The 24,807-nt window shown below is 65.4% G+C and carries 22 protein-coding genes and 2 pseudogenes; 14 read left to right on the top strand and 10 right to left on the bottom strand.

Annotated features, from left to right (window positions below):
- Positions 1–58: 58 nt before the first annotated feature.
- On the bottom strand, positions 59–2,545 hold the full coding sequence (locus Q7F20_RS03615; protein WP_305738745.1) for a glycoside hydrolase family 32 protein: 2,487 nt from the start codon (positions 2,543–2,545) through the stop codon (positions 59–61).
- A 560-nt stretch (positions 2,546–3,105) separates the two neighbouring features.
- On the opposite strand from Q7F20_RS03615, the gene Q7F20_RS03610 reads away from it, so the two are divergent.
- From Q7F20_RS03610 to Q7F20_RS03595, 4 genes are all read left to right on the top strand, one after another.
- A complete protein-coding gene (locus Q7F20_RS03610; RefSeq protein ID WP_305738744.1) occupies positions 3,106–3,438 on the top strand; it encodes a hypothetical protein in 333 nt (110 codons plus the stop codon).
- A gap of 12 nt (positions 3,439–3,450) precedes the next feature.
- Positions 3,451–3,786, top strand: coding sequence for a hypothetical protein (locus tag Q7F20_RS03605; RefSeq protein WP_305738743.1), 336 nt, complete (start codon positions 3,451–3,453; stop codon positions 3,784–3,786).
- A gap of 29 nt (positions 3,787–3,815) precedes the next feature.
- Positions 3,816–4,247: a hypothetical protein gene (locus tag Q7F20_RS03600; protein ID WP_305738742.1), complete on the top strand. Its 432-nt coding sequence runs from the start codon at positions 3,816–3,818 to the stop codon at positions 4,245–4,247.
- A gap of 595 nt (positions 4,248–4,842) precedes the next feature.
- Positions 4,843–5,898 carry a BLUF domain-containing protein gene (locus Q7F20_RS03595; protein ID WP_305738741.1) on the top strand — a complete coding sequence of 352 codons (1,056 nt, stop codon included), beginning with the start codon at positions 4,843–4,845 and terminating at the stop codon, positions 5,896–5,898.
- A gap of 391 nt (positions 5,899–6,289) precedes the next feature.
- Here the strand turns inward: Q7F20_RS03595 and Q7F20_RS03590 are convergent, their stop codons facing one another.
- Both Q7F20_RS03590 and Q7F20_RS03585 read right to left on the bottom strand, forming a co-directional pair.
- Complete coding sequence (locus Q7F20_RS03590; protein WP_305738740.1) at positions 6,290–7,270, bottom strand: helix-turn-helix transcriptional regulator; 981 nt, start codon at positions 7,268–7,270, stop codon at positions 6,290–6,292.
- A gap of 14 nt (positions 7,271–7,284) precedes the next feature.
- On the bottom strand, positions 7,285–8,238 hold the full coding sequence (locus tag Q7F20_RS03585; RefSeq protein ID WP_305738739.1) for an AraC family transcriptional regulator: 954 nt from the start codon (positions 8,236–8,238) through the stop codon (positions 7,285–7,287).
- 277 nt (positions 8,239–8,515) lie between these two features.
- On the opposite strand from Q7F20_RS03585, the gene Q7F20_RS03580 reads away from it, so the two are divergent.
- The 3 genes from Q7F20_RS03580 to Q7F20_RS03570 all read left to right on the top strand — a co-directional run bounded on the left by Q7F20_RS03580 (position 8,516) and on the right by Q7F20_RS03570 (position 9,659).
- Positions 8,516–8,731, top strand: a complete 216-nt coding sequence (locus tag Q7F20_RS03580; RefSeq protein ID WP_305738738.1) for a hypothetical protein — start codon at positions 8,516–8,518, stop codon at positions 8,729–8,731.
- Positions 8,732–8,812: 81 nt separating this feature from the next.
- Positions 8,813–8,992: a hypothetical protein gene (locus Q7F20_RS03575; protein ID WP_305738737.1), complete on the top strand. Its 180-nt coding sequence runs from the start codon at positions 8,813–8,815 to the stop codon at positions 8,990–8,992.
- Positions 8,993–9,062: 70 nt separating this feature from the next.
- Positions 9,063–9,659, top strand: coding sequence for a TetR/AcrR family transcriptional regulator (locus Q7F20_RS03570; protein WP_305738736.1), 597 nt, complete (start codon positions 9,063–9,065; stop codon positions 9,657–9,659).
- Between the two features lie 304 nt (positions 9,660–9,963).
- Here the strand turns inward: Q7F20_RS03570 and Q7F20_RS03565 are convergent, their stop codons facing one another.
- Entirely contained in the window at positions 9,964–10,131 is a 168-nt protein-coding gene (locus Q7F20_RS03565; RefSeq protein ID WP_305738735.1) for a hypothetical protein, read from the bottom strand.
- On the opposite strand from Q7F20_RS03565, the pseudogene Q7F20_RS03560 reads away from it, so the two are divergent.
- Both Q7F20_RS03560 and Q7F20_RS03555 read left to right on the top strand, forming a co-directional pair.
- A pseudogene (locus tag Q7F20_RS03560) lies at positions 10,084–10,188 on the top strand (sigma factor); the annotation flags it as partial. The gene Q7F20_RS03565 and the pseudogene Q7F20_RS03560 overlap by 48 nt on opposite strands.
- Positions 10,189–10,324: 136 nt before the next feature.
- A pseudogene (locus Q7F20_RS03555) lies at positions 10,325–11,200 on the top strand (IS3 family transposase); the annotation flags it as partial.
- A 50-nt stretch (positions 11,201–11,250) separates the two neighbouring features.
- On the opposite strand, the gene Q7F20_RS03550 reads toward Q7F20_RS03555, so the two are convergent.
- On the bottom strand, positions 11,251–11,826 hold the full coding sequence (locus Q7F20_RS03550; protein ID WP_305738734.1) for a hypothetical protein: 576 nt from the start codon (positions 11,824–11,826) through the stop codon (positions 11,251–11,253).
- Positions 11,827–12,277: 451 nt separating this feature from the next.
- Here Q7F20_RS03550 and Q7F20_RS03545 point away from each other — a divergent pair, with 451 nt between their 5' ends.
- A complete protein-coding gene (locus tag Q7F20_RS03545) occupies positions 12,278–12,769 on the top strand; it encodes a hypothetical protein (protein WP_305738733.1) in 492 nt (163 codons plus the stop codon).
- A 1,834-nt stretch (positions 12,770–14,603) separates the two neighbouring features.
- Here the strand turns inward: Q7F20_RS03545 and Q7F20_RS03540 are convergent.
- From Q7F20_RS03540 to Q7F20_RS03530, 3 genes are all read right to left on the bottom strand, one after another.
- Positions 14,604–15,758 carry a replication protein RepA gene (locus Q7F20_RS03540; protein WP_305738732.1) on the bottom strand — a complete coding sequence of 385 codons (1,155 nt, stop codon included), beginning with the start codon at positions 15,756–15,758 and terminating at the stop codon, positions 14,604–14,606.
- 223 nt (positions 15,759–15,981) lie between these two features.
- A complete protein-coding gene (locus tag Q7F20_RS03535) occupies positions 15,982–16,473 on the bottom strand; it encodes a hypothetical protein (RefSeq protein ID WP_305738731.1) in 492 nt (163 codons plus the stop codon).
- Between the two features lie 157 nt (positions 16,474–16,630).
- On the bottom strand, positions 16,631–17,584 hold the full coding sequence (locus Q7F20_RS03530; RefSeq protein WP_305738730.1) for a ParA family protein: 954 nt from the start codon (positions 17,582–17,584) through the stop codon (positions 16,631–16,633).
- Positions 17,585–18,035: 451 nt separating this feature from the next.
- On the opposite strand from Q7F20_RS03530, the gene Q7F20_RS03525 reads away from it, so the two are divergent.
- Positions 18,036–18,452, top strand: coding sequence for a hypothetical protein (locus Q7F20_RS03525; protein WP_305738729.1), 417 nt, complete (start codon positions 18,036–18,038; stop codon positions 18,450–18,452).
- A 993-nt stretch (positions 18,453–19,445) separates the two neighbouring features.
- On the opposite strand, the gene Q7F20_RS03520 is transcribed toward Q7F20_RS03525, so the two are convergent.
- Positions 19,446–20,165 carry a hypothetical protein gene (locus Q7F20_RS03520; RefSeq protein ID WP_305738728.1) on the bottom strand — a complete coding sequence of 240 codons (720 nt, stop codon included), beginning with the start codon at positions 20,163–20,165 and terminating at the stop codon, positions 19,446–19,448.
- Positions 20,166–20,185: 20 nt separating this feature from the next.
- Here Q7F20_RS03520 and Q7F20_RS03515 point away from each other — a divergent pair, with 20 nt between their 5' ends.
- Both Q7F20_RS03515 and Q7F20_RS03510 read left to right on the top strand, forming a co-directional pair.
- Positions 20,186–20,497: a hypothetical protein gene (locus Q7F20_RS03515; protein ID WP_305738727.1), complete on the top strand. Its 312-nt coding sequence runs from the start codon at positions 20,186–20,188 to the stop codon at positions 20,495–20,497.
- Positions 20,498–20,780: 283 nt separating this feature from the next.
- A complete protein-coding gene (locus Q7F20_RS03510) occupies positions 20,781–21,377 on the top strand; it encodes a recombinase family protein (protein ID WP_305738726.1) in 597 nt (198 codons plus the stop codon).
- A 12-nt stretch (positions 21,378–21,389) separates the two neighbouring features.
- Here the strand turns inward: Q7F20_RS03510 and Q7F20_RS03505 are convergent, their stop codons facing one another.
- Positions 21,390–21,722, bottom strand: coding sequence for a hypothetical protein (locus tag Q7F20_RS03505; RefSeq protein WP_305738725.1), 333 nt, complete (start codon positions 21,720–21,722; stop codon positions 21,390–21,392).
- Between the two features lie 595 nt (positions 21,723–22,317).
- Between Q7F20_RS03505 and Q7F20_RS03500 the strand changes: the two genes are divergently transcribed.
- On the top strand, positions 22,318–24,807 hold the full coding sequence (locus Q7F20_RS03500; protein WP_305738724.1) for a DUF2599 domain-containing protein: 2,490 nt from the start codon (positions 22,318–22,320) through the stop codon (positions 24,805–24,807).

Below are 24,807 nucleotides of genomic sequence, written 5' to 3'. Positions count from 1 at the left end.
GCGGCACAAACGAAGTGCGCCTGCCCCGGACGATGGGCAGGCGCACTCTGTTTCCGCGTTACTTCCAGATTGATTTCAGAGTCCACGCTCGGAGATCATCGACTCGGGCGGTGCCGCCGGTGGCGAACGCACTCACACCGGTGCTCGTGGGATTCGGGAAGATCTGATCGGTGAGAACGACCTGACCATTGGCTCCGAACACTTCGATCGAGGAAGCGTCGACCAGGATGCGCAGGTCCAGGCCACCTCGGGTCAGCTGCAGGGGCGCCTCACTGCGTGATGCGAACACGCTGCTGAAGCCCACGTTCCCGGAATGGGTGCGGTCGATGAACAGCGCTCCGGTGCTCGTGTCGTACCCGACCTGCGTGTACTGCCCCGCGCCCGTCCGGACATTAAGCCCGAACGTCTTCGCCGAACCCGCCGTCAAGTGTGCCTGGACGTCCAGTGTCTGTCCGGCCACTGGCAGCGCGGTCGTCGTATTCGAGACCGGGACGTTTTTCACTCGTGCCGGACGGCCCGCGTGCAGCTTGTCGATGCCATCGATGGGCTGCTCGACGATCTTGACCTTGCCATCGATGGTCCGCAGGGACAGCGAACGTGGGAACGTCTCGGCGCCCTGCCAAGGAGACGTCGGCACGTTGGAGGCGTAGGCCCAGTTGTTCATCCAGGCGATGGCGATGCGCTCCCCGTTGGGTGCGTTCTCCCACGTGTTCTCCGCGTAGAAGTCGGCGCCGTAGTCCAGCCAGTTGGCACGCTGGTACTGGGTCAACGCGGGCGCGTTACTCTGCATGAACGCGTCGGCCAGGATGTGCCCCCATCCACCAGTCGCATGGTCGACGATCTCCAGCTGCGCCTGCTTGCCGCGGAGGTCGGCGATGTTCCAAGACGTCCAGTCGAGCGTCTCACTGTTCGCGCCGGTCGCCGTGCGAACAGCCTTCCCATCGATGAGGAGATTGACCGTGGTCTGCGTGTCCCACGGGGCGGCTTTCTGGTCTGCGGCGATGATCTGCCCGACCATGAGATGCCCCCAGCCGCCCGTGCCGTCGTTGTCGTCGACGACCTGAATCTGCGCGTCCTTACCCTGGTATGCCGAAACCTCAAGGCTCGCCCATCGAAGCGTACCGGTGCCGTCACCGGTGACCGACTGCACCACCTTGCCGCCGACGACCAAGTTGACGGCAGTGGGATTCGCTTGTCCCCACGCATGGTCGCCACCAGCGATCTGCAGGTCGATGTAGGGCTTGCTGACCGTGAAGGTTGGCGACGTGATCGTACCGGTCCCTGCATCCCCGGCCGGTGTGAAGGTGTCCAGCACCGAACTACCGATCTGGTTCGGCAGGGACTCCTTTGTCGGCCCAGCGCCGACGAAGGACCCCGTCGCAGTCCACCCCTCACCGTAGGTGGGGCCAGCGAAGTCGGCGAGGACCGTGCCAGCGGGAACCGTTCCCGCGGGAACGGAACCCGGGATGGCGGGATTGTTGCCGCCGCCGACAAGGAAGTTCAATCGCGCCTTGGAGAGCGTGAACGGTGCCGAGGTGAGTGTGCCCGTTGCTCCGTCACCGCCGTTGTAGCTATCGACGAGGTACTTGCCCTGGAAGCCGGCGACGTCCTGCTGGTCAGGGAGCGCTCCGTCTGCGGGAGCCGTACCGAACGCGGAGCCGGAAGCGGTCCAGCCCGCGTAGGTCCCCGACTCGAAGTCAGCAACGGTCGCGCCAGCCGGAGGTGTGTAAGTCGCGGGACCGTCCGGAGTGAACGACGTGCCGTCAAATTGCCCCGTGAAGTACTGGACACCGGTGCTGCCGACGCTGACGCTGAGCACCCACTTCATCTTTCGCTTGTTGCCATCCACCGGCAGTGCGTAGAGGTCGGGCATCTCCCAGACGCCGCTCGTCGCACCGCGCGGGCCGAAGTCGCTGGAGTGCGTCCACGACTTCAGGTCCTTCGACGTGTAGAAGGCGACCTTGTACTGATCGGAGAGCGCAACGGCCATCACCCACTCCTTCTTCGGCGCGTACCAGAACACCTTCGGATCCCGGAAGTTCGTCGAGTGCAGGTCGAGAACCGGGTTGCCGGCGTATCGCGTCCACGTGCGTCCGTGATCAGTGCTGTACGCCAGCGACTGCGACTGGATGCCGGTTTCGGCCCCAACACTGGTGTAGAACGCCACCATGGCGGGGTTCTTCTTGGTTCCGAAGCCGCTGGTGTTGCCGTTATCGACAACCGCTCCCCCGCTGAAGAACGAGTTGCTACCCGGATCCCGCTCGGGCCCCTTCACTGGGATGTTCTCCCAGTGGACCAGGTCCTTGCTGGCTGCTCCCTCCCACGTGCCGTAACTGAACAGGTAGTAGAGGCCGTCGTCGTAGACGAGACCGTTGGGATCACCGATCCAGCCGGACGGCAGCGAGTAGTGGAACTGGGGCCGGTACGTCTCGTGGTACTGGCTGGTATCGGCCGAGCTTGAAGTGGCAGTCAGGGACGCTAGGACCAGCGCCCCCGAGACCGCTGCCGCCGCAATCACGCTGATGCGCTGACGTGGACGAAACATGTCGTTCGGAGCCTTCCTCTCTGAAGACCATCGGGCTAATACGTATTAGCACCGCCTCATCGTCAATCCTGCACACGGACGCTTGCCTGGTCAAGCACAGTGCGGGAAGAGACCCCTTCTCGCGAGTTGCGCAATCGGCCTCTGGTACACCTGACAGTGGCAAGCTGACCTGAACTGCTTGAAGGCCTACGTCGTGAACTCGCTCTTGCTTCTGCTTGCCGACCCTCCCGGCGACGCTGGCTCTCAGCACGGCATGTCCGTGCCTGTGTGGCTCATCGCCGCGGCTGTCGTCGTCATCATCGGAGTGGTCGGCATGTGTGAGCAGCTTCGCTCGGTGTCGTGGTTCTCGCCTTGCTCTGTGTCGTGATCGCGTCTCGGTAGACGATCGACTGTCGGGACACACGCTGCGGCGCGCCTGGCCGGACGGCGCCCCATCGTCTCAGAGGGCGCAAGGAGATACGCGGCTTTGGGCCCGTTACATGATTGAGATCACCATCGGCAGACGGACCGGCCTACGGTGTGAGAATCAGCAAGCAATCAACGACGATTGAGGGGAACTTGTGAGGAAGAACACGGCGAAGAAGTGGGCAGGATCTATCGGGGCAGTGGGGGTCCTGAGCATGTCGCTGCTCGCGTCCGGCCCGGCAACTGCCGCCGAGGGAATGCCAGCAGACGCGACGAAGGCGCCCGGGGTGAACCGTGTCATCGACCGGACGTCCGAGACTGTCCCGATGGATAGCGGAGCGGTGCGGGCGCTGCGTAGCGAGCAGGGTCTGACGGTTCAGACGTCGAGGGAGAGCGACACCACCGTGCGATCGGTAACCGTCGATTCGATGACGCCACTGACCGACGTCGGCAGGCTCGAGCCTGGGCAGAGCGTGCAAGTCAATTAAAAAGACGGCGTCGTGGTGCAACGTGCCGTCACGGCGAGCTGCACAGTGAAAGACACGGTCCAAACCCCCTACAAGGAAAGCGGCTACGCGTGGTCGTACCAGGAGTATGGCCGCAGCGCCGGATGCGCCGGCAGTGTGACAGTGGTCGCGCTGTTGTCGTCGTACGCGCCTCCCTCGTGGCACTACCGCGACCGCGATGAACAGACGACGGCGCCGAACCAGACGACCTACTGGGCCACAAACGCGAAGTGCAAGAACACCTCGACCCAAAAGTGGCACTCGGAGAACGCGATCGGCTCGTCCACGACGTCGCTGTCACCTGACAAGAACCTGGCCTGCGCGATCTGATCGCCGAGGCGAGGAGCAAAGGAGAAATCATGACTGCTTCGGAAGTCCACCCCGCATCGCAAAGCGGGCGGCGCACCATGCCGGCCGCTGTCGGTTTGGCGGTCCTCGGCGCGCTGGTCGGCGTTGTCGGTTCCTACGTCACAGCAGTCGCCGGTTCGGTGCAGAGCCCCGGCAGTCCTGGGGTGAAACCGATGACGCTGCTGCTGCTCGCCGTCGTCGCCGCCGCCGCAGTCGTGATCGGGTGGCGGTGGCGCATCGTCGGGATCGTCGCGGGCATCGTGATGCTTGCACTCGTTGCCTTCGCGTTCATCGACCAGCTCGCATGGTCGTCCGCCCCCGGCGCATGGTCGAACCCAGCGAATGCGATCGCATATGGCGCCGCCAGTGGCTACCCGACACTCATCGGCGCGGCGATGCTGACCTCCGCCCTCCTACACAGGCGCACCCGAACGGGCGACTGACTCTCAACCACAGTGCCCTCGTATCGATCGATGCGAGGGCACTGGTCTTCCTTCGCCGTGCACGGTGCAGGAGCCCGCAGCAACAGCGCCGGAGCTCGCTAACGCCTACCTGTTACACAAGAGCACGAGAACAAACCGCGAAGCCGAGCGTCTTCGCCAACCGTCTCGATAAACGATCGGCTATCGAGACGGGCCGCCAAACGTTCGCATACCCTTCAAGTCGACTGCTGGGCGGGAAGAACGTCGCTGTCCAGTGGCCGTCATCCGTGCGCCGCGACTGGGAGTCGGCGTTGGTGGGGGCGTAGCGTCGCTCGGGCTACCCCGTAGTCCCTAGCTGCGGGTGCCCGGATCCCTGTTCCTGGGCTGGCCTCGTCATGACCTGTTGCGTCGAACCCGACGGCGTCGTAGCGCGCGGGCGGCCGCCCCTGACCCGAACTACGACGGCCGCCCGCGCACCGCATCCCGGTCGATTCGGGTTCGCCGCCCGATGGCTCCGGTTTGTCCACTGTCCACGGACAATCGGGGGGTTGCGGAGCAGTAGACAGAGCAGTTCACTCGAAGCGGCAACGTATCCCGGCTCATCAGGGAGGTCAGCATGATGCGTTCAATCGTGTACACCAGCACCCAGACCCGTCCGATCACGGACACCGAGCTCGCGCAGATCCTCGCGGTGGGCCGGGAGAAGAACACCGCGCTCGGGGTGACCGGGATCCTCGCGCACAAGGGCGACAACTGCCTCGGGATCATCGAGGGCGACGAAACGACCGTCGGTGCCCGCTTCGAGCAGGTCCGCCGTGATCCGCGGCACACCAACGTCCGCGTCCTCGCGGACGAGTCGATCGTGCAGCGGTCGTTCCCAGACTGGTCGATGGCGTTCCAGCCCCTCGATCCGCTGATGCAGCAGGTCCCGGGTTTCCGGGATCTCTTCGCGTCCGGTCAGGCCCTCGACCCGGCAGCGGGGCTGACCCGGGCGCGCGGATTGCTGGAGTGGTTCCGGAAGCACCCGCTCGCCCCGCTCACGAGCCAGACCGCCGAAGCGGACGAAGCACCACGGACCCGCGCGATCAACGGCGCGATCACGGCGCTCCACGCCAGCGGCGTCACCCGGTTCACCCTCGAAGTCGCGGCCGAGCGCGCGGGGATGAGCGTGGCCGAAGTGCGGGAGGCGTTCCCGACGGAGCGGGCATTGCTCGCAGCAACGGTCGAACGGTGGACGCAGGCGATCTCCGCGCCGCTGACACCACTGATGGCGGAGAAGGGCACCGTCGCCTTCCTGCACGCCCTGCTCGCTGCGCACGCGGAAGAGCCGGCTTTGATGGAGCTGCTCGCGTCGAGTCTCGCGTCCGCGGCGGATCCATCGGTGGACGGTGCCGACTACTACCGGTCAACGTACCGACGGTTCCGGCAGTCGATCCGGGACGGACTCGCAGCGGACGTCCGTGACGGCCGTGAGCCGGAGACGATGGACCCGGTCCGGGGTGCGCAGCAGCTCCTCGCGCTGTACGACGGGCTCCGCCTGCAGGCGCTGCTGACCACGGACACGGACCTCGTCGACGCGTTCGACCGGGCGGCGACGCGGATGCGGCGCGGCTGGTCGGAACAGTACGAGCAGCCCTCGTACTGGGACATTCCCGTCGCCGGCGGTCACTGAGCGCAGCGCGCGAGCGTGGTGCTGGTGGTCCGGATCGGTGGGCCACCAGCACCGCTCGAGCACCGTCGTGGGAATCAGAGGCACGACGGGACTCTTCTTCGGTAACCAGCCGAAGCGCCCTCAGTATGCGGTTCCCCCGCCGCGCTGGTCTGTCCGCACTTCTGCCGTCTTGCGTGTGAACTTGCCGTTCGGGCATGGTTGCCGTGACGTGATCAGTTCGGGTCTGATCACGTGACCCGGAAGGCCGGCTCTGGTGCAGGGCCGGCCTTCCGCACGTTGCGGCGCCTGCCGGTGGGAAGGTGTCCGCGCTGTCGGCGTGGTCGCGTGAGGCATCACGGACTCCTGCCTGAGCCACTTCACCCGCGCGCCACCATCTCGAATCGGGGTTCAGTCAGCGGGGTGTGTCGTTCGCGGCGCGCAGAGTCTCGCCGGGGAGTTCCCCGAATGCTTCGCGGTACGCGCCGGCGAACCGGCCGAGGTGCACGATCCCGACGGAACGGGCGACATCGGACACCGACGTCGCGCCCCCGGATTCGAGTTGTTGCCGCGCCATCAGGAGTCGGATCGCGCGAAGGTAGCCCAGCGGACTGGTCTGGTGCACACGCTGGAACGCGCTCTGCAAGCCGCGGGTGCTCATGCCAGCAGCGGCGGCGACGTCATCCACCGTGATCGGGGCGCCGATGTTGTCGAGCATGAACGCTTCCGCCCTGCCGACGTTCGACTCGGGCGGTTGCTCGGATCGACGTCCGACAGGCCAGTGCGGGATCGCCGTGAGGAGCCCCTCGGCGGCCATCGCAGCGAGTTCCCGTTCCCGGTCGAGGGAGACCTTCCCAGTAGTGGCGAGGATTTCGGACGCAATCATGCGGACCATCAACCACCACGCGGCGAGGGGCGCGCCCTCGGGAACGTGATTCGGTTTGAACTCGAGCGGTCCGGGCTCCCATCCGCCGCGTTCGGCAGCGACCGCTTCGACGATCGCCTGGTCGATGCGCATGACGTCTTTCTCGAACCGGTCCCACTGCACCTGCTGCTGACCGGTGTACAGCACGGGCCGGCCGATGGGGAGTTGCTGGCCGCCGACGACCGCGTGGCCAGCTTTCAGCCACACGACGATCACCGCGGCGGTCGCATCGACTTCGCCGCGGATCGTACCGGTGGAGCTGGTGGACTCCAGCGCCAGGAACGAGGTGCCGGTGAGGGTTTCCTCGAAGGAGAAGCCGGCGCTGCCGGTGACGTCGAGGCCGCGGACGTGGAAGGTGTGCAGGATCGCGTTCCGCGCGACCGCGGTGTCGCGAGTGCGGGTGACGAGTCGGGAACGGATGATCGTGTCCGCTTCTGCGCTGGTGTCAGCGTTTTGGGTGTGGTCGTTCATCGTGCGTCGTTCTGTCAGGCGCGGCGGAGGGTGTCGCGCGGATACTCACCGTGCTGTTCGGCGTAAGCGGCGGAGAAGCGGCCGGCGTGCGCGAACCCCCAGTGCTTCGCGACGTCACCGATGCTGGTCGAGGCCGGGTCGCCGGCAAGGAGGGCGTCCCGGACCCGGTCGAGCCGCACCCGCCGGATGTAGGCGTTCGGGCTGACCGCGAAGAGCCGTCGGAACGCGTGCTGCAGCGCCCGGAGGCTGAGGTTTGCGACCTGGGCGACGTCATCGGTCGTGATCGGCAGGTGCGCGTGTTCGTGGATGTACTCGACCGCGAGGCGGATGTGGCTGTTCTTGGGCAGCAGCAGCTCGTTCGGCAGCGATGCGGACGCCACCGGGTACAGCTCCAACAACGCGAGGGCCCCGAGCCGACCCATCTCAGCCTGCAGCAGCGGAGAGGCGTGCCGGTCCATGACAGTGTGGGAGATCAGCTGCACGCTGCTGCGCCACACCTGCAGGGCCCGGTCGTCGGGCCGGACCGTGTGATCCAGCTGCAGGTTCCCGGCCTCGATGCCGCGTTCACCGGCGACGGTCTCGAGCGCGGTCCGGTTGATCTGCACGATCCGCTGGTCGTAGTCGTCGTACGAAAACGCAGCACCCTGCTGGGGCCAGAGCTGCGGCCGGCCATGATCCATCTCGATCGTGGCGGTATCGGTGGTGATGGTGCCGCGGCCCTTGTGTGTCCACTGGACCACGAAGTCCTCGGACGGCGTCATGACACCGTCGAGGTGCCCGTCGAACCGGATCGTCCGGAGCGTCATCGCCTGGTCGCCGACCGCGGTGTACCGGAACGAGAACGGCTGCCGGGTCTGGTCGGCGCTCCACTGCTGACCCGCGTACGCCTCAGCGAGGAAGTCGCGAGCGACCTCAAGGTCGGTGCTCTGCGTCTCTTCCTGCACACGGGTCGGCTGCGAGTCAGTCATGGGATCGGCAGCAGCATGCCTGATCACCTCCCCGTAACCAGCCCAGTATCCACGGAACGTCACGACCAATGCGCGGCGTCGCTTCTCCACCGCCGCCGCTCCGCACCGTTTCCAGTAACGCTCGTAGCCCGCATATCCACCCGAGGACACGCAGCCGACGCTCCCGCATCCAGGAATCGACACAAACACCAGCGCGGCTCGCAGCACGAAGCATGCGCCTTCTACGGTCGGATCATCGCCCGGCGCCGCTCCGACGCCAGCAGACGAGGACGACACCATGACCACGATCACTGCCACCGACTTCCAGGTCGCACCCCGCACCTCACACGACGCCGTGTCCCTGCGCCGCACCCGGTCCACGCACCGCAGCCCGTTCAGCGAGGTCCGCGACGCCCGCCGGCAGCACATGCTCCAGGTCGCCGCGGTCAGCACCGGGATCCTCACCGTCACCGTCGCCGCGTCCGCAGCGATCGTCCTCACCCTCACCGCATGAGCGCCGCAACGCTCACGTACGACGACGTGATGACCCAGCCGATCGACATGACCACGCTCCTCGCAGAACAGGACCGCACCCATGAATAACGACACCCTCCTCGAGCAGTTGCGTCGAATCCCGACCGAGTGGCACCGCCGCGGCATGAGCGCCCCGACCGACATCGACAAGCTCGTCACCGAACGCCTCGGCCACCGCTACATCAGCGACACCCAGCACACCGCGGAGCCGTCCTACGCGGACTTCTTCGTCGCCGCCTAACCCTGGCAGCGACCACCGGCAACCCGGTCAGACCCCGACCGGTAGCCTCACCATCGACACCACCAGGTCTATGACGCTTCTCACCCTCACCCCCAACAGCCGCGAGACGGTCGCGCAGCGCGCCGCGTCCGGCGCTGCCGACGCGCTCTTCACCGAGCACGGCGTCATCCCGGTCACCCTCGAGCAGGTCGCGGACCGCGCAGGGCTGACCCTTGCCGAGCTGCTGGATGCGTACCCGACGAAGCAGGCGCTGGTCGTTGCGGTGCTGCAGCGGTGGCACGGGTCATGGCGGCGCGCACTCGAGCACATCACCACCGTGTCGGACGACCCACGCGACGAAGTCCTCGGCATCTTCGGATACCTCGAGGAGTGCTTCGAGGATGAAGGCTGGCGCGGCTGCGCGTTCATCAACGGCCACGCCGAACTCGGCCGACAAGACCCCGACATCGCGGCCCTCGCCCGTGAACACTTCCTCGACATCGAACGTCACCTCACGCTCGTCTGCCAGCGCGGCGCCATGCCGGCCCACGTCGCGCAAGGCTTGTCGCTGCTCATCGAGGGGGCCCGGGTCGAGTCCGCTGTGCAGCGCTCCGCGCAGCCGGCCCGCTCAGCTCGCCTCACCGCCGCGATGCTCATGTCCGTGTACGAAAGCCGACCCACTTTCTGATTCCGCGGCCGCGCGGACGCCCGACCGGTTGCCGATAGGGCCACAGCCCGGCAGCATCTCCGAAGGCGGAGACCCCCGGCAAACCGCACACCGGCTGGCGCCGAATCCTCGCCGCGACCATCCCACCAACAGAACAGGCCGAAGCCGTTCCTTCCACCCCCTGCACCAGCTCCTTCGACCGGTGGCGCTGCACCCTTCCCACCGGTCATCGCGGACCGCACTGCTGTACCGAACCAGCAGCCACCACGAAGTGGAACGACAACGCCGCCGGCACTACCCTCCGGACTCTCTTCCGCGGGCCATCTCACGACGCGAAGCGACCTCGCCGTGGCTCGTTCAAGCGATGACGACTGACCCCATGCAGGGGCACCGAGGCTTCTGCACCGCGGCCTATCAGGACCATGCCGTTGGACTGCAAGGGTTCGTGTCGACGATCATCATCGACCCGCACCTCGCCGAAGACGTCGTCCACGAAACCTTCCTCCACCTTTGGCTCCACCCGGGCCAGTGGGACCCCACCCGTGCCGACCTGCCGTCCTGGTTGCGGACCATCGCGCACCGCCGGGCGATCGACCGAATCCGCAGCCTCGAAGCGGCCCGGCACCGCGACCTCCGCATCGGGATCCGCGACCACCACAACGTCGATCACGCGGACGACCGAGACTCCCAAAATGATCTACCCGCTGGTCCTCGAACTCGCCGCAGACCGGATTCCGGTCGCGGTGGCCTGCCGGGTGTTGGGTTTCTCGAAGCAGGCGTTCTATCGGTGGCGTGCCGACCCGGTCTCTCAGCGGGACTGGGAGGATGCGCACCTGACCAATGCCGCGGTCGACGCGCACCGCGACGACCCGACGTTCGGCTATCGGTTCATCGCCGACGACCTTCATGCAGCCGGCCATACGACGTCCGAGCGGCGGGTATGGCGGTTGTGCTCGCAGCAGCGGCTCTGGTCGCTGCATGCGAAGAAGCGCGGCCTGCACCGCAAGGCGGGACCACCAGTGCACGACGACCGGGTCCGACGGGCGTTCACGGCGCCGGATCTGGACCGGTTGTGGTTGACGGACATCACGGAGCATCCGACCGGTGAGGGCAAGCCCTACCTCTGCGCGGTGAAGGACGCCTGTTCTCGCCGGATCGTGGGGTACTCGATCAGCGATCGGATGCGGTCCTCGTTCGCCGTCGCCGCTCCGCAGATGGCGGTGCAGCGCCGCGACCCAGCAGGAACCGTCGTTCACTCGGACCGCGGCAGCCAGTTCCGGTCGAAGAAGTTCGTCCGGGCGCTCGATGACGCCGGCCTGCTCGGATCGATGGACCGACTCGGTGCATGCGCGGACAACGCGGCGATGGAATCGTTCTTCGCTCTGCTGCAGAAGAACGTCCTCAATCGGCGACGTTGGGCCACACGCGAGGAGCTCCGGCTGGCGATCATCACCTGGATCGAGGGCACGTACCACCGGAGACGCCGTCAACGTGGTCTCGGGAAGTTGACCCCGATCGAGTACGAGACGATCATCAGCCCACAGGTCGCACTCGCGGCCTAGACGAATGAGTCAACTCAACCTGCAGCAGTCCCAGGTGACATCGCCGATGCTCAGGCCGGCGAGTTCGCTGCGGCGGAGCGCACGGCGAAGCCCATGACGATGATGGCGTAGTCGCGGACGCCGTGGATGGCCAGTGGGTAGTTGCGGATGTCGATGGTCACGACGAGCGCGCGGAGTCCCTCGAGGAGCAGTGCCGGCATGCGTCGGACTTCACCGCTGTTGGTTCGTCGGATGCCGGCCATCGTCGCGGTGACCTTGGGGTTCTTTGACGGCTTGTCGAACCCGGCGAGTTCGTGCCACTTGTCGATCGCAGCGAGCCAGCCGTTGAATGTGTTCGATGCGTACGGGGTGCCGTCCTCATCCTGTCCGTCGGACGCGGCCGCTTCGAAGTACATGGCGACCGTCAGCGGGTGCGCCGGCAGATAGTCGGCGCCAGCGTCGTTGCAAACCGCCACGAACCGCGCCCACTCGCGCTGGTACATCTTCCTGGTGCCGTCCGAGAGTGACTGCGCCTGCACATCCGGATGCGGGCGAGCCGGGCGCCGTCGACGCCGCCGGGGCGCCGCAGCCTGGTTCGCTGCGAACGCCTCGAAATCCCAGGACGGCTCGTCCGGCTCGGACGTCACCAGATCGCTGCTCATGCGGTCGTCGTTGCACGTCCGATGGACACCCGTGGGTAAGACGTCGTGTGCATGAGGACGTCACGCTGTCTGCGGATCCGCATCAGCTCACCGATGCAGGCTCGCTGGCTCGATGCAGCGCCGGGGGCTGTCCGGGAAAACGGTCATTGTGCTGAACGGTTTGTTGAAGCGCCGAAGCGACCCTGCAACAACACCCCGCTCACAAAACCGCGCCTAATTTCTCCAGAACAAGTTGTCTCCTGGGCCCCCCGAAACAGACCGGGTCGGCCAGCACCTCTCCCTCACGTGCTGCACTTCGCCACTCGCGCTGACAATCAGGGCTAGTCGCTGCCACGCAAGTGGCCAACCCCCCTCGAAGCCCGCTTGACACCGATCGGTCGAGCGCGCAAGCCTAGCCACCGAGCCCGCTTCAAGCCCGCTACCTGAGGAGACGAACATGCTGCACGAAAAGGTCACCGTGCTAGTCCCCCAGGACCGCCTGTCCGAGTTCTACGGTCGCTTCGGTAACTTCATGCTCGACCGGTTGCCGGCTGAGCCTGCATCCGAGTCGTCCGACGGCCTCCACCAGGTTGGTGCGCCGCCGGCGTGGACCACTGAGCCCGGCGCGGTGGACCTGGCGCGGAAGTTCTGGCGCGACGTTACGGACCCGGGCCGAGAGCTTTTCCGTGTGCTCATCGACGGTGCTGAACGCGAGAGCTCGACCATTTACACCCCGAGGGAACTCGTCGAGGCGACCGGAGCGAAAACGACCCAGGCTGTCGCCGGCATCTTCGGCGGCATCGGACGTGTCATCGCAGACCACAGACTCCCCACGTACGAGTACGCGCCGGGCAAGTCCTGGCACTTCGTCTGGGACTGGGATCCGAAGAAGCGCATCTACTCGATGGCTCCTGGCATGGCCGCCCTATTGCGCGAGGTCGGCGCGTAGAAGCTTGCCCGTACCGTGATGGCGCGTCTGACTGATCGCGCCTCACCGCAGCGGCGCCGCGTAGAGCCGACATGGACATCCACGACCCGAAGCTGCACCTCCCGACGACGGACGAAGCTGTTGCAGCGACCGACGCCGACGTTACCGCGAGCTCCTCGCTTGTCTCGTCGGTCGCTCGTGCCGGCGCTCTGCTGGCTGGCCGGCGGTCTGTTCTTCCGGTATATCATCGGATGGCACGGTGGAATGACGCGGCTGATCATCATTGTCGCTGCGGTGGTCGCCCTCGCCAGTTTCGCCCGATACGTCATGAAGGTCGCCGACTACCGGGCGAACCTCCGGGACTACCACCTGCGGCGTGCGGACCGAGCGTCACGATGACCGTCCGCGGATAGAGCGACCATGGCCCTCACTCCCCCGTCCGTTGTTGTCCTCGACGACCCCGGCAAAAGCAAGCACCTCCGCATCAAGGGCGTCGTCGGCGGCGGTTCCATCAGCGTGACCGACGCTAACCTTCGTACCGCGAGCGACGAGGACCGTCGGTCTTTCGCCGCGCTGAGTCGTCAACGATTCGTAGTCGTCGACGTTGCCGGTCTGGGCCGGCTGGAATCCACACCGTCTCCTTCGAGGTGCCGGTTGTCACGACGCTTGCGCCGCCCCCGTCTAGGCGTCCCACCGCGCCGCCGAGGCGCGTCGTACGGGTTCGAAGTAGGGCGCGACCAGAGTCCCCCAGAAGTACGAGATCGGAGCTCGAGGGAGCACTTATCCACAGGGCGAGGCGGCGCGACCAGAATCCCCCGCGTTGGACCCCTTTCGAAGCTGTGGATAAGGGACTCTTGTCGCGGCTGGAGGGGACTCTTGTCGCGCTTCGAGGGGACTCTTGTCGCGGAGCAGGTTCCCTGCGACCACCCATCATCCGCACCATTGCAACGATCGAGCGGGCTGTGGAAAGCTGCCCCTGTAGTTCCACCTCTAAATCTCACCTGTAAGACCGGTTTCGTACCAACGCAACCACAGAAGCGGGAACAGGTTCATAGGGGTCCCCTCTACCCCCGCCTTGACAGAAGGTAAGCACCCCCGTTGGAACACAGTCTCACCTTCACAACATGGTCAAAATCGGCGCTGTGCGCCTCACAGACAGGCGAACGCCCCCTCTGGGGCGTCCCAGGGTGCGGAACAGTCCCCAGAGCGCTTCTAGCGCCATCCGACTCAGCAGCCCACAAGGGACTCTAGTCGCGCCGACAAACTGGGGGCTTCTTGTCGCGCGAGGGGACTCTGGTCGCGCCCCTCCCCCAAGCCCTTTTACGCGGCGCCGGCGCGACAAGAAGCCCGCCGGTCGACCGGCTCGTCACCCTGCCCCACCAGAAGAAAAGGCTCGATCGCGCGCGACCAGAAGAAAAGGCTCGATCGCGCGCGACCAGAATCCCCCGGAGCGCACGACTGTGAGCCTCACGAGCGCAACCAGAGTCCCCACTCGCAACGAGCTTGAGCAGGCGCTCGAGGTGGCACGCGCGACCAGGATCCCCCGCCGCCGCTTCCGATGCGCGACCAGAGTCCCCAACCGGGGCGCGCGACAAGAATCCGCCAGCGATACCGGCCGTGCTGGCTAACTTCGCCTCACGTGTCTGCATGTAACCTGCGTCGCAAGTGTGGCGCGACCAAAGTCCCCCAACTGAGCGCGACAAGAATCCCCCGCAAGAATCGTCAGATACCCCCCCCGCTGAGTCCCTCCGCGCGACAAGAGTCCCCCAGTCCTCGTGCGAAGCCCCGGAGCGTCGTGAAGAGGGTCAGCGCCTTACAGCACCGACCCTCTTCGCACGTGGGACTCTTGTCGCGGTCACTCCCCCGCAGGCACGTCGCCCGGCTGCTCGACGTCGCCGTCGTCGCCGGCTGGCTTCTCAACAGCATGCAGTCGTCCACGTCCGCGGCCGGCGGCCTTGTTCTGCGGCACCTGGCGGCGCTTGGTCGTCTGCTCGATGGGAGTCGGACCGGGGTAGAGGACGAAGTACTCGGGCTCGAGGTCGTACCGCAGGCCCGGCATGATTATGGAGATGTCGCGGATGGCCTCGGCGAAGGAGGACCGGAAGTCACGGAGGCGCTTCGTCTGCGAGCCGAACTGCTTGTGCAGGTCCTCCCACGACATGCGGGTCGGATACTCGATGCCGTACAAGCGATAGCCGACCCACACGTAGATGTCGAAGGTCAGCGGCTTTGACCCCAGGGCACGCAGCGCCGCAGGATCCACGGGGACCGGGCGTTCGATTATGGAGTCGAAGAACCGCTTCGAAAGGACGATCTTCGAGTCCCAAAGACCCGGCTGGCCCTCTCCCCCGATCTCGTCCTTCTCGTTGAACCAGAGCTGCGTGCTCTCAGTGATCTGGAAGTACTCCTTCGCCTGCCCGTACCCGGTGCCGCGAGCGCCGATGACGAGCCCCTCGACGCTGAGGCGGGAGCCGAACACGCGTTCCATCTGGTTGGCGAGGCGCCGGCGGCTGTTGCCGCCCTTCTCGATCTGCAGCTTCTCCATGAAGTCCTGCATCGTGTCGCCGAGGATGAGTTCCTGATTCTTCGTGCGGACCGCTTCGGTCGCCATCCACGTCATGATGTGCCGCGGCAGGATGCCGAACGGGTACGCGACAGCGTCGTTCCCGTTCCGGTCCGTGATCGCCGCGGGCTGGACACGAAGGGTGACGTCACCGTTTCGGCGCACCCAGAACGGAACCTCACCGGGGTCCTTGTACGGAAGGGACACCTGAGCCCACACGCGGGCTGAGAACGCGACTTCCTCCGGCTGGCCACCCTTCGCGTCGAGCGCTGAGCGGTAGTCCAGCAGCCGCACGCGGTCCTTCGGGATCTCCAGGCTGTGCGGGAAGTTCGCGGGGATGACAGGCTCGACGCGCGGCTCGACCGCACCGAGCGAACTCACCTCGTTGGGTGCGTCGCCTTCCTCGTACCAACGGTCGTCTGCGCCGGCCGCTGCATCGCTCGTCATCCGGTACTCCCCTGCCTCGTTGGCCGAACATCGTGCGAGTTACTATCCCCTGGAGGTGCGCCGGATCGGCGGCGACACGTCGGCGTGTCGGGACTCTTGTCGCGCACCTGGGCCGTCTACTCGCGCCGCGTACCCGAATATGTACAGGCATCCACCGACATCCGCGGCCTTCAAGTCGCGCGAGCCCGACGTGAAGTCGCGCTTCGACACGTTTGCAGCAGTGTCAGCTGTCGCGCCGAATCGGGCGCCCGCGAGGAGCCTGCTTCTTTCGCTTCGGGAACGGCTGACCACCGTTGTACGTGCCCTGCAGCCGCTTCGTCTCTCTCACGTAGAGGTCCACGAGGATGTCCTTCGGGGTGGTGTACCCCTCATGAAGGGATGCCGCCGCGAACGCGTCGTTGAACGCATCGCGGTCGCCACGACGAATCTCGAACGTGACCTTCACGATGTCGTCGGGGTTCTCTTCCCCCGAGTCGCCGTACCGACGGCGCGTGTACGGGGTCGTTGGGCCGGGCGTCGGCTCCGGGGTAGGCGCCTGCTGCTGCGGAACGGCGACCGGCTCCGGGTCTGCAGTGACGGGCGATGTGCCCGTCGGAGCTTGAGGGGGCTGCTCCGGCTCCTGGAACGTGACCGGCGCTGTCGCGGTCGGCTCCACCGTCATGACCGGGTCCGCCTCCACCTCGGCGTCGGGAACAGACGCGATGGTCTGCTGCACCGCGCGACGCGGCGCGGGAGGCGGCGGGGCGACAGCCCGAGACGGCTCGGCGGCGGGCTCAGCCTGCTGTTGAGCGGTTCGGTTCGCGCGGAGCAGGGACCCGGCCCCTCCCCCACTGTTCGGTCGGCTCGGTGGCGCAGCGATGATGCGGCCCTCGTCAGACATTCGCAGCCTCCGACTCCGACTGCTCTGCCTCAGCGGCGGTGAGGCGTGCGGTGAGCTCCTGGGTTACCGCGTACAGGCTGTCGGCGACGTTGCCAGCGGCCTGCGGGCCCGCAGAGACGTGCTTCGCGCCACGACGGAGCGCCTCGTACCACTTCTCCTGCTTCTTCACGCTCTTCTCGAGCTCGTGCACGAGTAACCGCTTCTTCCGCGCGGCCTTCGCAGTCGCTCCGGAGTGCCGGACGTAGCTGGTGAAGATGAACTTCCTCGCCTCTTCGCTCTCCAACGCCTCGACGACGTCGTCCGCGAACTCCTGCCGCACCTTTGTCTCAGAGGTGCTCGAGTCGAAGTTCACCACCCCAAGGAGGTCAACTTCCGGGTTGATGTCGACGACCTTATCGAGTCGTCGAGCAGTGAGGCGCAAGCCGTCGATGCTGGCGTCATCAGCCTTCGCAGGGATGAGGATGTAGCGGGCAGCAGCGACGGCGAGCATCTGGATGCTGTCGATGTTCGGCGGGCAGTCGAGAAGGATGAGGTCGTACTCATCGGCGATGGCAGCGAGCGACGTCGCGAGGCTGAGCCGCGCGGCGGTCCCCTCAGTTCCCGACTGGCTCATGCGTGGGCTGATGCCCTTGTCGAGGATCTCGATGTGCTCTCCCCCGGGCAGAACGTCGAGGTTTGGGCGAACGTTCTTCAGTGGCTGCAACGCGTCGCCGAAGAGGACCGACTTCGACAGCCCCGACCCCTTGTCGTCCCCCTCGGTGTACCGGTAGCTGAGGTCGAGACCGAGGTTCCCTTGCGGGTCCAGTTCGATGACAAGCACACGCCATCCGGCTTCAGCGAGGATGCCGCCGATGTTCGCGCAGAGTGTCGTCTTGCCGACGCCGCCCTTGTTGTTGATGACAGCGACTACTCGCTGGAGTGAAGACCGGTCGATGGTGAGTGACATCTGCTGCTCCGCTGCTGGCGGGGTCTCCCCCGTGACTGGTGACGCTGGTGTGACTGTTCTGGCTGTGCTTCATCAAGTGTACAGGTGACGCCGGTCTCACCAGTCACATCGGTGTAACTGTTTTGCGCACCCCGGAGTTGCCGGTGAAGCCGGGATCACCAGTGAATGCAAACTGTTAATACCGGTGTGACCAGTCATGTACAGGTGAAGCCGGTGTCGCCAGGGTCACCAGCGTTGCAGTTTTGCGCAATCTGGTCTCACCAGTGTCACCGGTTAGTGCTACTTCGCTCGTATCGAGCGAACAGTGGCTGAAGCGCGTGGAGGGGTCAGATCAGGGGTAGCGAGCCGCAGACGGGCGCTCGGAGACTTTTGGAGCGCTGGCACCTCCCGGCCGGGCCGCTCACGCTGCGATTTATTCACCAGTGCCCCCAGGCTCACCAACCTCACCAGCGTGGCCGGTGTCACCATCCTGCGTACTCAAGGGTCGTACGCCAGGCAACCCTTGGCCGCGCATGTAGGTAGCGCTGGTCAAACCAGCGTCACCAGCGTCACCAGCGTCACCAGTCAATGGCCGCATGACCGACGTCGTGACCTCGAGGACCGCGGTCGCATCACTCGGGGGAACATCACGAACGACCAGACACAAGGAGCCGGCGTCGGCATCGCACTCGCCGAGGCGGTCCTCGAAGGGGACCGACAGCAGGTTCACCTCATCCACGACCTCTACGGGACAGCGGGCACGCTCGCCGCACTCCCCGCTGCGGAACGACACGCACTGCACCGCAGCTCGACAGTCTCCACTGACGGGCTCTTCGACCTTGCGGACATTCATCAGCGAGACCGCTCCGACCGGAGCGTCGCCATCTGATGTAGGCCCGTTTCGGCCCCAGTTGGGCGACAGTGCGCTTGGCTCGCAGACAGGCCAAGCGGCAACTCCAACACAGCTTCCAAGGTTCGGCCGGTATCCAGTCGCGGCGGATCGACGGCGTCCGCGGAGTCATGGGCGAGGTACGCGCGAGCTAGGCCGGCGCGCTGTCCTTCGTGCATCTCCCGCGACGGGGGAGTGGGCCTGGGCTGAGTTGGTACCGAGATGCGAGACCACTTAGCTTCCATACGGGTCCTACCGCCTGAAGCAACACCCATGCGGCGGCCACGCCTAACCGGCTCCACCTTCGACGCCGTCACGCGCGCCATCCCCGAGACGACAGCAACGCGGGGCGTGCCTCGAACTGGACACAACATAGTCCTTACAGCAGTCCGATGCCGGTCAAGCGGACGTGGAGACGATCGAGGACTGGGGCATTGAGTTTCCCAGAACAGGCGCTCCCGGCAGGACGTCTGCGTCGACCGATCGTTGAAGTCTGGTGGCTGCACGCCGTGCAGGTCCAGAAAGAAATGCGGTAAGAAGCACTTGATCTCTGTGTCATAGGCGCTTCCCGCAAACAGACACTCGTCTGGGCAGAGGGTGAAAGCGCGACCATCGAGGCTCTCCATGCGGTTGCAGCGCTCGAGAAGGCGGCCGGTGCGACATGAAGGCCGGTGGGACATGGGTGCGACAAGAGTCCCCCTGGCGTGGAGGTGTGCCCGGGAGGCTTTGGCGCTGAGGTGCGACAAGAGTCCCCCTGGCGTGGGGGTGTGCCCGGGAGGCTTTGGCGCTGAGGTGCGACAAGAGTCCCCCTGGCGTGGGGGTGTGCCCGGGAGGCTTTGGCGCTGAGGTGCGACAAGAGTCCCCCTGGCGTGGAGGTGTGCCCGGGAGGCTTTGGCGCTGAGGTGCGACAAGAGTCCCCCTGGCGTGGAGGTGTGCCCGGGAGGCTTTGGCGCTGAGGTGCGACAAGAGTCCCCCGATGCGGACGGTTTCCGATCAGCGCCCGGCGCGCCAGATAGCGTTGGCGACAGCGTGCTCGGGGCAGAAGTCACCAAGTCGCCGTGCGCCCTCGCCGTGGTCGGCAGTTATCCAGCCGTGCGTTCTCGCGACAGTCCGGGCGCCGTCGACGCTGTCGCCGGGGAAATTGGCCGGCGCGATGAATGCTTGGCGACGGTGCATGGCGCTCACGCGCCCATCCTCCCGCGCTCGGCCGGTGTCGGCGCTCGCTTCTACGATCCGAAACGTGGGTGGTCGTCGACGGGATCGGTACACCGCGCCCGAGGAGGCGCGGTACTCGCTCTCGCCCGAGGCGATCGGAGCGCCGGTCGAGGGGAGCGGCCTTCGCCCTGTCCGTGCGTGGATGCCGGGACTCGACTTCACCCGCTGCGAGCGGAGATCATCGACGATCTTGCGCAGGCCTTTGGCCACCTGATCGGCTGGATACTTCGTAACAAGCTCACCGTTGACGACCTCGAGTCCGAGCGCTGCAAGGTCGTGGTGATCCGTGCTTTCGAGGCGCTGCTGCCGTCGAGCTCGTCGATGAAGTCCAGGACCTGGCCGGAGTAGCTTCGTACCGCGTTCACCCCCCTGGCGAACCCGGAAGCGGTCCTTCTCGTCGGAGTCCCACTCAGGGAGACCGACACCCTCCTGCGCGCCGCCGTGGCGGCTCATCACGAAGTTGACGGCCGCAGCTTCCTCGGAAGGGTCGTACAGCATGCATTGCACGGATTCGATGGGTGGTCAGCGAAGCGCTCTGCGAGCGTCAGCAGCTTCTTGAACTCACCGGCCGGGAGCGCGGACTGAACGATGGTCGGTGTCTCAAGCGCTTTGAGTGCCAGGGTGCGCCTGTTGCCCTCGAGGACGACGTACCCGCGCTTCTTGTCGCTCGTCGCGATCACCGTGAACAGCTGCGCTGGGTCGAGACCGTTCGCGATGATGTTCTCGGCGAGCTTGACCAGGCGTCGGCCTTGCTGGCTGGCGAGGGCGTGAACGGTGGCTTGCTGCCCCGGCTGCTGGTCTCCAAGGCGCGCGTTCCCTGGATCGAGTAGCAGGTCGCTTATCGAAATCTCACTCAAACGCGACATGTCGCTCCTTGAATGTCAGTTGCGGCCGACGTTACTGGCTGTCGGGCCTATGCAGGCCTATCGATCACGAGTGTCCGCATGTTCAATCCTCACGAACGATAGGTACCGTAAACGACCGTTTGTGACACATCGGTGGGCATGCTCATTCACAGGCCTGGATTGTTGGCGCGTTGTGTAACGCAACTCAGTGCCGGAAACTATGCACCGTTACCCGGATGCCGCGATGAGTTCCGCTACGTTTTCTCTCATGAGTGAGCTGCTTGGCTACGCGCGCGTCTCGACAACCGACCAGGACGCGTCGCTGCAACTCGACGCACTTCACGCGGTCGGTTGCTACCGCGTGTGGACGGACACTATGTCCGGGTCACTCGAGCACCGGCCGGAGCTCGCAAAACTGCTCGACCAGCTCCGCCCCGGTGACACGCTTGTCGTCTGGCGGTTGGATAGGCTCGGCCGGTCGATTCGGCACCTCATCGATCAGTTACAGGCGTTGGGGGAGCGGGGTGTTGGATTCCGGTCCTTGCAGGAGACCATTAACACCACCTCACCGGGTGGCCGGCTCGTGTTCCATGTCTTCGCCGCGTTGGCGGAGTTTGAACGCGACCTCATCCGAGAACGTACGCACGCTGGGTTGGCGGCTACGCGTGCTCGCGGACGTACTGGTGGTCGGCCACCGCGGCTGTCGGCCGATCAAGTGCGTACCGCGCGGCGGTTGTATGAGCAGCAGGACATGACGGTTGCGCAGATCGGGAACGTGCTTGGGGTGAGCCGGACCACGGTGTATCGCGCGCTGCGACGCGAGGCGGAGCCTGTAGCAGTTCGTCGCAAGAGAATCGGTGACTGACTGCTGCCGTCCCTAGTCGCGAGCGATGAGCTGCCAGGCGCTGGTTTGCGAGCTGTCTGTTGCAGAGAAGCTCAGCTCTTTCACGTTCTTCAGGGCGTCCTTCGCGAGCTGCAGCGACTGCGAGTGTGCGCCGCACTGCAGGTCGGGGTAGTCAACGGACGAAGAGCTGTTCGTCGCGTTGACAGTCAACGAGCCATCAAGCGTTCCGCTGCCGTAGCAAGACAGCTCGAGGTGATCGATGGTGATCGGCGACTTGAACGTGGTCTTGATCACGCTTCCCTTTGGGCTGTGGCGATCAACGAGCGCGTACAGCACGGAGATGGCGCTCGGATCGTTCTTCACCATCGCGTCCTGCTTGCTGGTCCATCGTCCGACTGCAGCGTCATCAGCGCCGCTAGGAGTGGAGCAAGACGTCAAGAGAATTGCACAGGCCATGGCTACACCCGGGAGCAAGACACGCATCATCACTTCGGAAGGTTCCCACACACCTGGTCCTTGAGCTGCCCCCAATACAGGCGCAGATTCTCGCCGAGCGCCGACGTTGAGTCCTGCTGTCCGAGGATCCTGCGAGCTGAGGCGGAGCTATAGAGACGACGACCTGAGGTCGGACGGCGATCTCTCGTTTTCCGGCGCGCGAAATCCGGATTCGGAGACGACCGCAGGCCCGGTGAGGGATCGGCTACCGGGCTCATCGGGTGGCATCGTCACGACGTCGGCAGTGATGTCCGCTTAGCTGTTCGGAGCGTCCTGTTTGGAGACCCAGCCCCACTTTCAGCATCATGATTTCTGAAGGGTCGTTAAGCCCATTTCCGTACCACCTGGTCTGAACTGGGATTTTGACCCTGACCCTCGGACGGGTGTCACGCAGCCTGTCTCAGCTTTCTCTTATGCTGCGGACGCTGACAGCAGCTCGTGCTGTCGGTTTGACGTAGGGGGTTTCGTGCGCTCGTTGCTGCACGCTCCGCGCACGAGGAAGCGTAGCCTTGCTGCCGCCATCCTCGCTGCGCTGGCATTGATTGGTTCTCTGCTGGTGGCCACGCCAGCGCACGCGCTGAACAACACTGGCACCGGCGGTGTGTTCGTGTCGGCCACGGGCCGGATCCTTGACACGAAGGCGGGGACGGGCGGGTTCAGCACGCCGATGGAGGCGGGGAAGTACCGCACCATCAAGGTCGCCGGTCTCGCTGGCCTGCCTGATGACGGTTCCGTCGGGGCGGTGTCGCTGAACGCAACGGTCGGCGCGTCCACCGGGTACGGCACCCTCTTCGGTCGTCCCGACGCGGACACTGGCCGAACGACGATGCTGATCTACAACGGCGTCTCGGGCGAGTACACCTCCAACAGCGCCACGATTGCGGTCGGTGCGGATGGCACGATCCAGGTCATGACCGAGACCGCTAGCCGCCTGATCCTGGACGTACAGGGCTACTACACGGCCAACACGGACGGCACCGCTGCCGGCGGCTTCGTCCCGGTCGCGAAGCGACTTGTTGACACCCGCTCCGGAATGGGTGCTGCGAAGGCGGCGATCGCACCGGGCAAGAGCATCGACGTGCAGATCACCGGCGCGAACGGCGTGCCCGCTGGGGCCTCTGCTGCGGTGGTGAACCTGATCGCAGTGAACTCGACCGACGCGGACGGGTACCTCACCCCGTACGCGACCGGTGGAACGAAGCCGCAGAACTCGCTGCACTACGCCCCGTCCGAGACGACATCGGTGCAGGCGCAGGTGCCGCTGTCCGCTGCCGGGAAGATCACGATCGCGAACTCGTCGACGACCACGAACCTGCTGGTCGACCTGCAGGGCTACTTCACCGCCGCAGGCAAGGGTGGTGCTGTGTTCACGCCGTCGTATGGGCGTGCGTACGACTCGCGAGCGACTGGGAACACCGCGCTGGCGAAGAACGAGACCCGGTCCATCCAGATCGCCGGCACCGCCGGCGTCCCGGTCATGGGGTCCGGCATCACCGCTGTCACGTTGACGTTGATCGTCGCGCATGGCGGCAGCGCCGGCTACGCGGACGTGTACGCGGACGGGAAGACCGACCCGGGTATCACTGCGGTGAACTTCCAACCGAACGAGATTCAGACCAACACCATCACCGTGCCGCTTGGTGCGAACGGGAAGATCGCACTCCGCAATGCGGCCGAGGCCACGAACTACGTCGTCGATGTGCAGGGCTGGTACATCAATCCGGCTGCGCCGACGATCAGCTGCCCTCAGCCGTACGCTGCTGGGAGTTGGACGAATGCTCTTCCGAACAGCAATATCGCTTGTACTGTCCACATGGCAGCAACCGGCGACGACAGCGGCACCCTTGACGTCACGATCAACGGAGAGAACACCGTTGAAACGATGCTCTCGAGCACTACCGACACCACCTACACCGCGACCGTGCCCGCTGTCGATGGCTGGTACGACATCACGGCAACGTCGAACTACGCCGGCAACGTCGGCGTAGACACTCACTACGAGTTCGGACTGAACCACGGCACACCGTCGGCGGCGCTGCAAGCCGTCGAGCGAGCCAACCCCGAGGGGTTCGAGAACCTCGCCACGGATGCTGCAACAACCTCCACCTTCGCGGCATCCACAACTGTCGGCGATGCAGTAGCCGGAGCTGCGACCATCGCAAACACCCCCAGCGGCGGCGTCACGGTCGCCTCTGACGCGCAGAGCACCACGGATCCAGATACCGGCGACACAACGACGATTCCCGCGTCGACGGTTTCGCTGGCGCTCCCATTCGCGCAAACCGCATCCAACGCCACCGTTGAGGCGCCTGGCGTGGTCTCGTATCGCAACAACAACGGCTCGAGCACCCTCGCGGTCCTGAAAGCGGACACGTCGCTTCAGCTGAACACCGTGATCAGTGACGCTTCGGCTCCGTCTGCGTACTCGTACTCGATGAGCCTTCCTGCTGGCGCGACAGCCGCAACGCAGGACGACGGCTCCATCGTCATCACTGATTCGTCGGGCGGACTTGTCGGGGCCATGTCGCCAGCATGGGCGGTCGACGCCAACGGCGTTCCCGTGCCGACGCACTACGAACTGTCGGGCACGACCGTCACTCAGATCGTCGACTTCAGCGAAACTCAAGCATTCCCCGTGGTCGCCGATCCCTGGTTCGGAAAGGCGCTCGTCAAGAAGGTGCAGTGGTCCTATGCCTACAAGAACGACCCGCGGCTGATGGTGTTCCCTACCAGCTGGGGTCGAGTGTGGGCCGGGGAACTGACCTGGGACGCACACTGGAGCGAGGTGCTGTCCAAAACCCCTGACCACAAGTCCCGTGCGAACACGAACGACATGAAGCTGCAGTTGTGGTGCCACCTCGATCTGGGCGCACAGTTCTGGAAAGACTCGTACAACCTTGACACCAGTCTGCACCGGGGACGGCTCGACGCCTACACCAGCCACCGCTGCAACTGA

Source organism: Curtobacterium sp. A7_M15 (genome assembly GCF_030705415.1).
Classification (GTDB): Bacteria; Actinomycetota; Actinomycetes; order Actinomycetales; family Microbacteriaceae; genus Curtobacterium.
The sequence above is the reverse complement of the archived record's forward strand: the minus strand, read 5'-3'. Positions and strand labels throughout refer to the sequence as shown.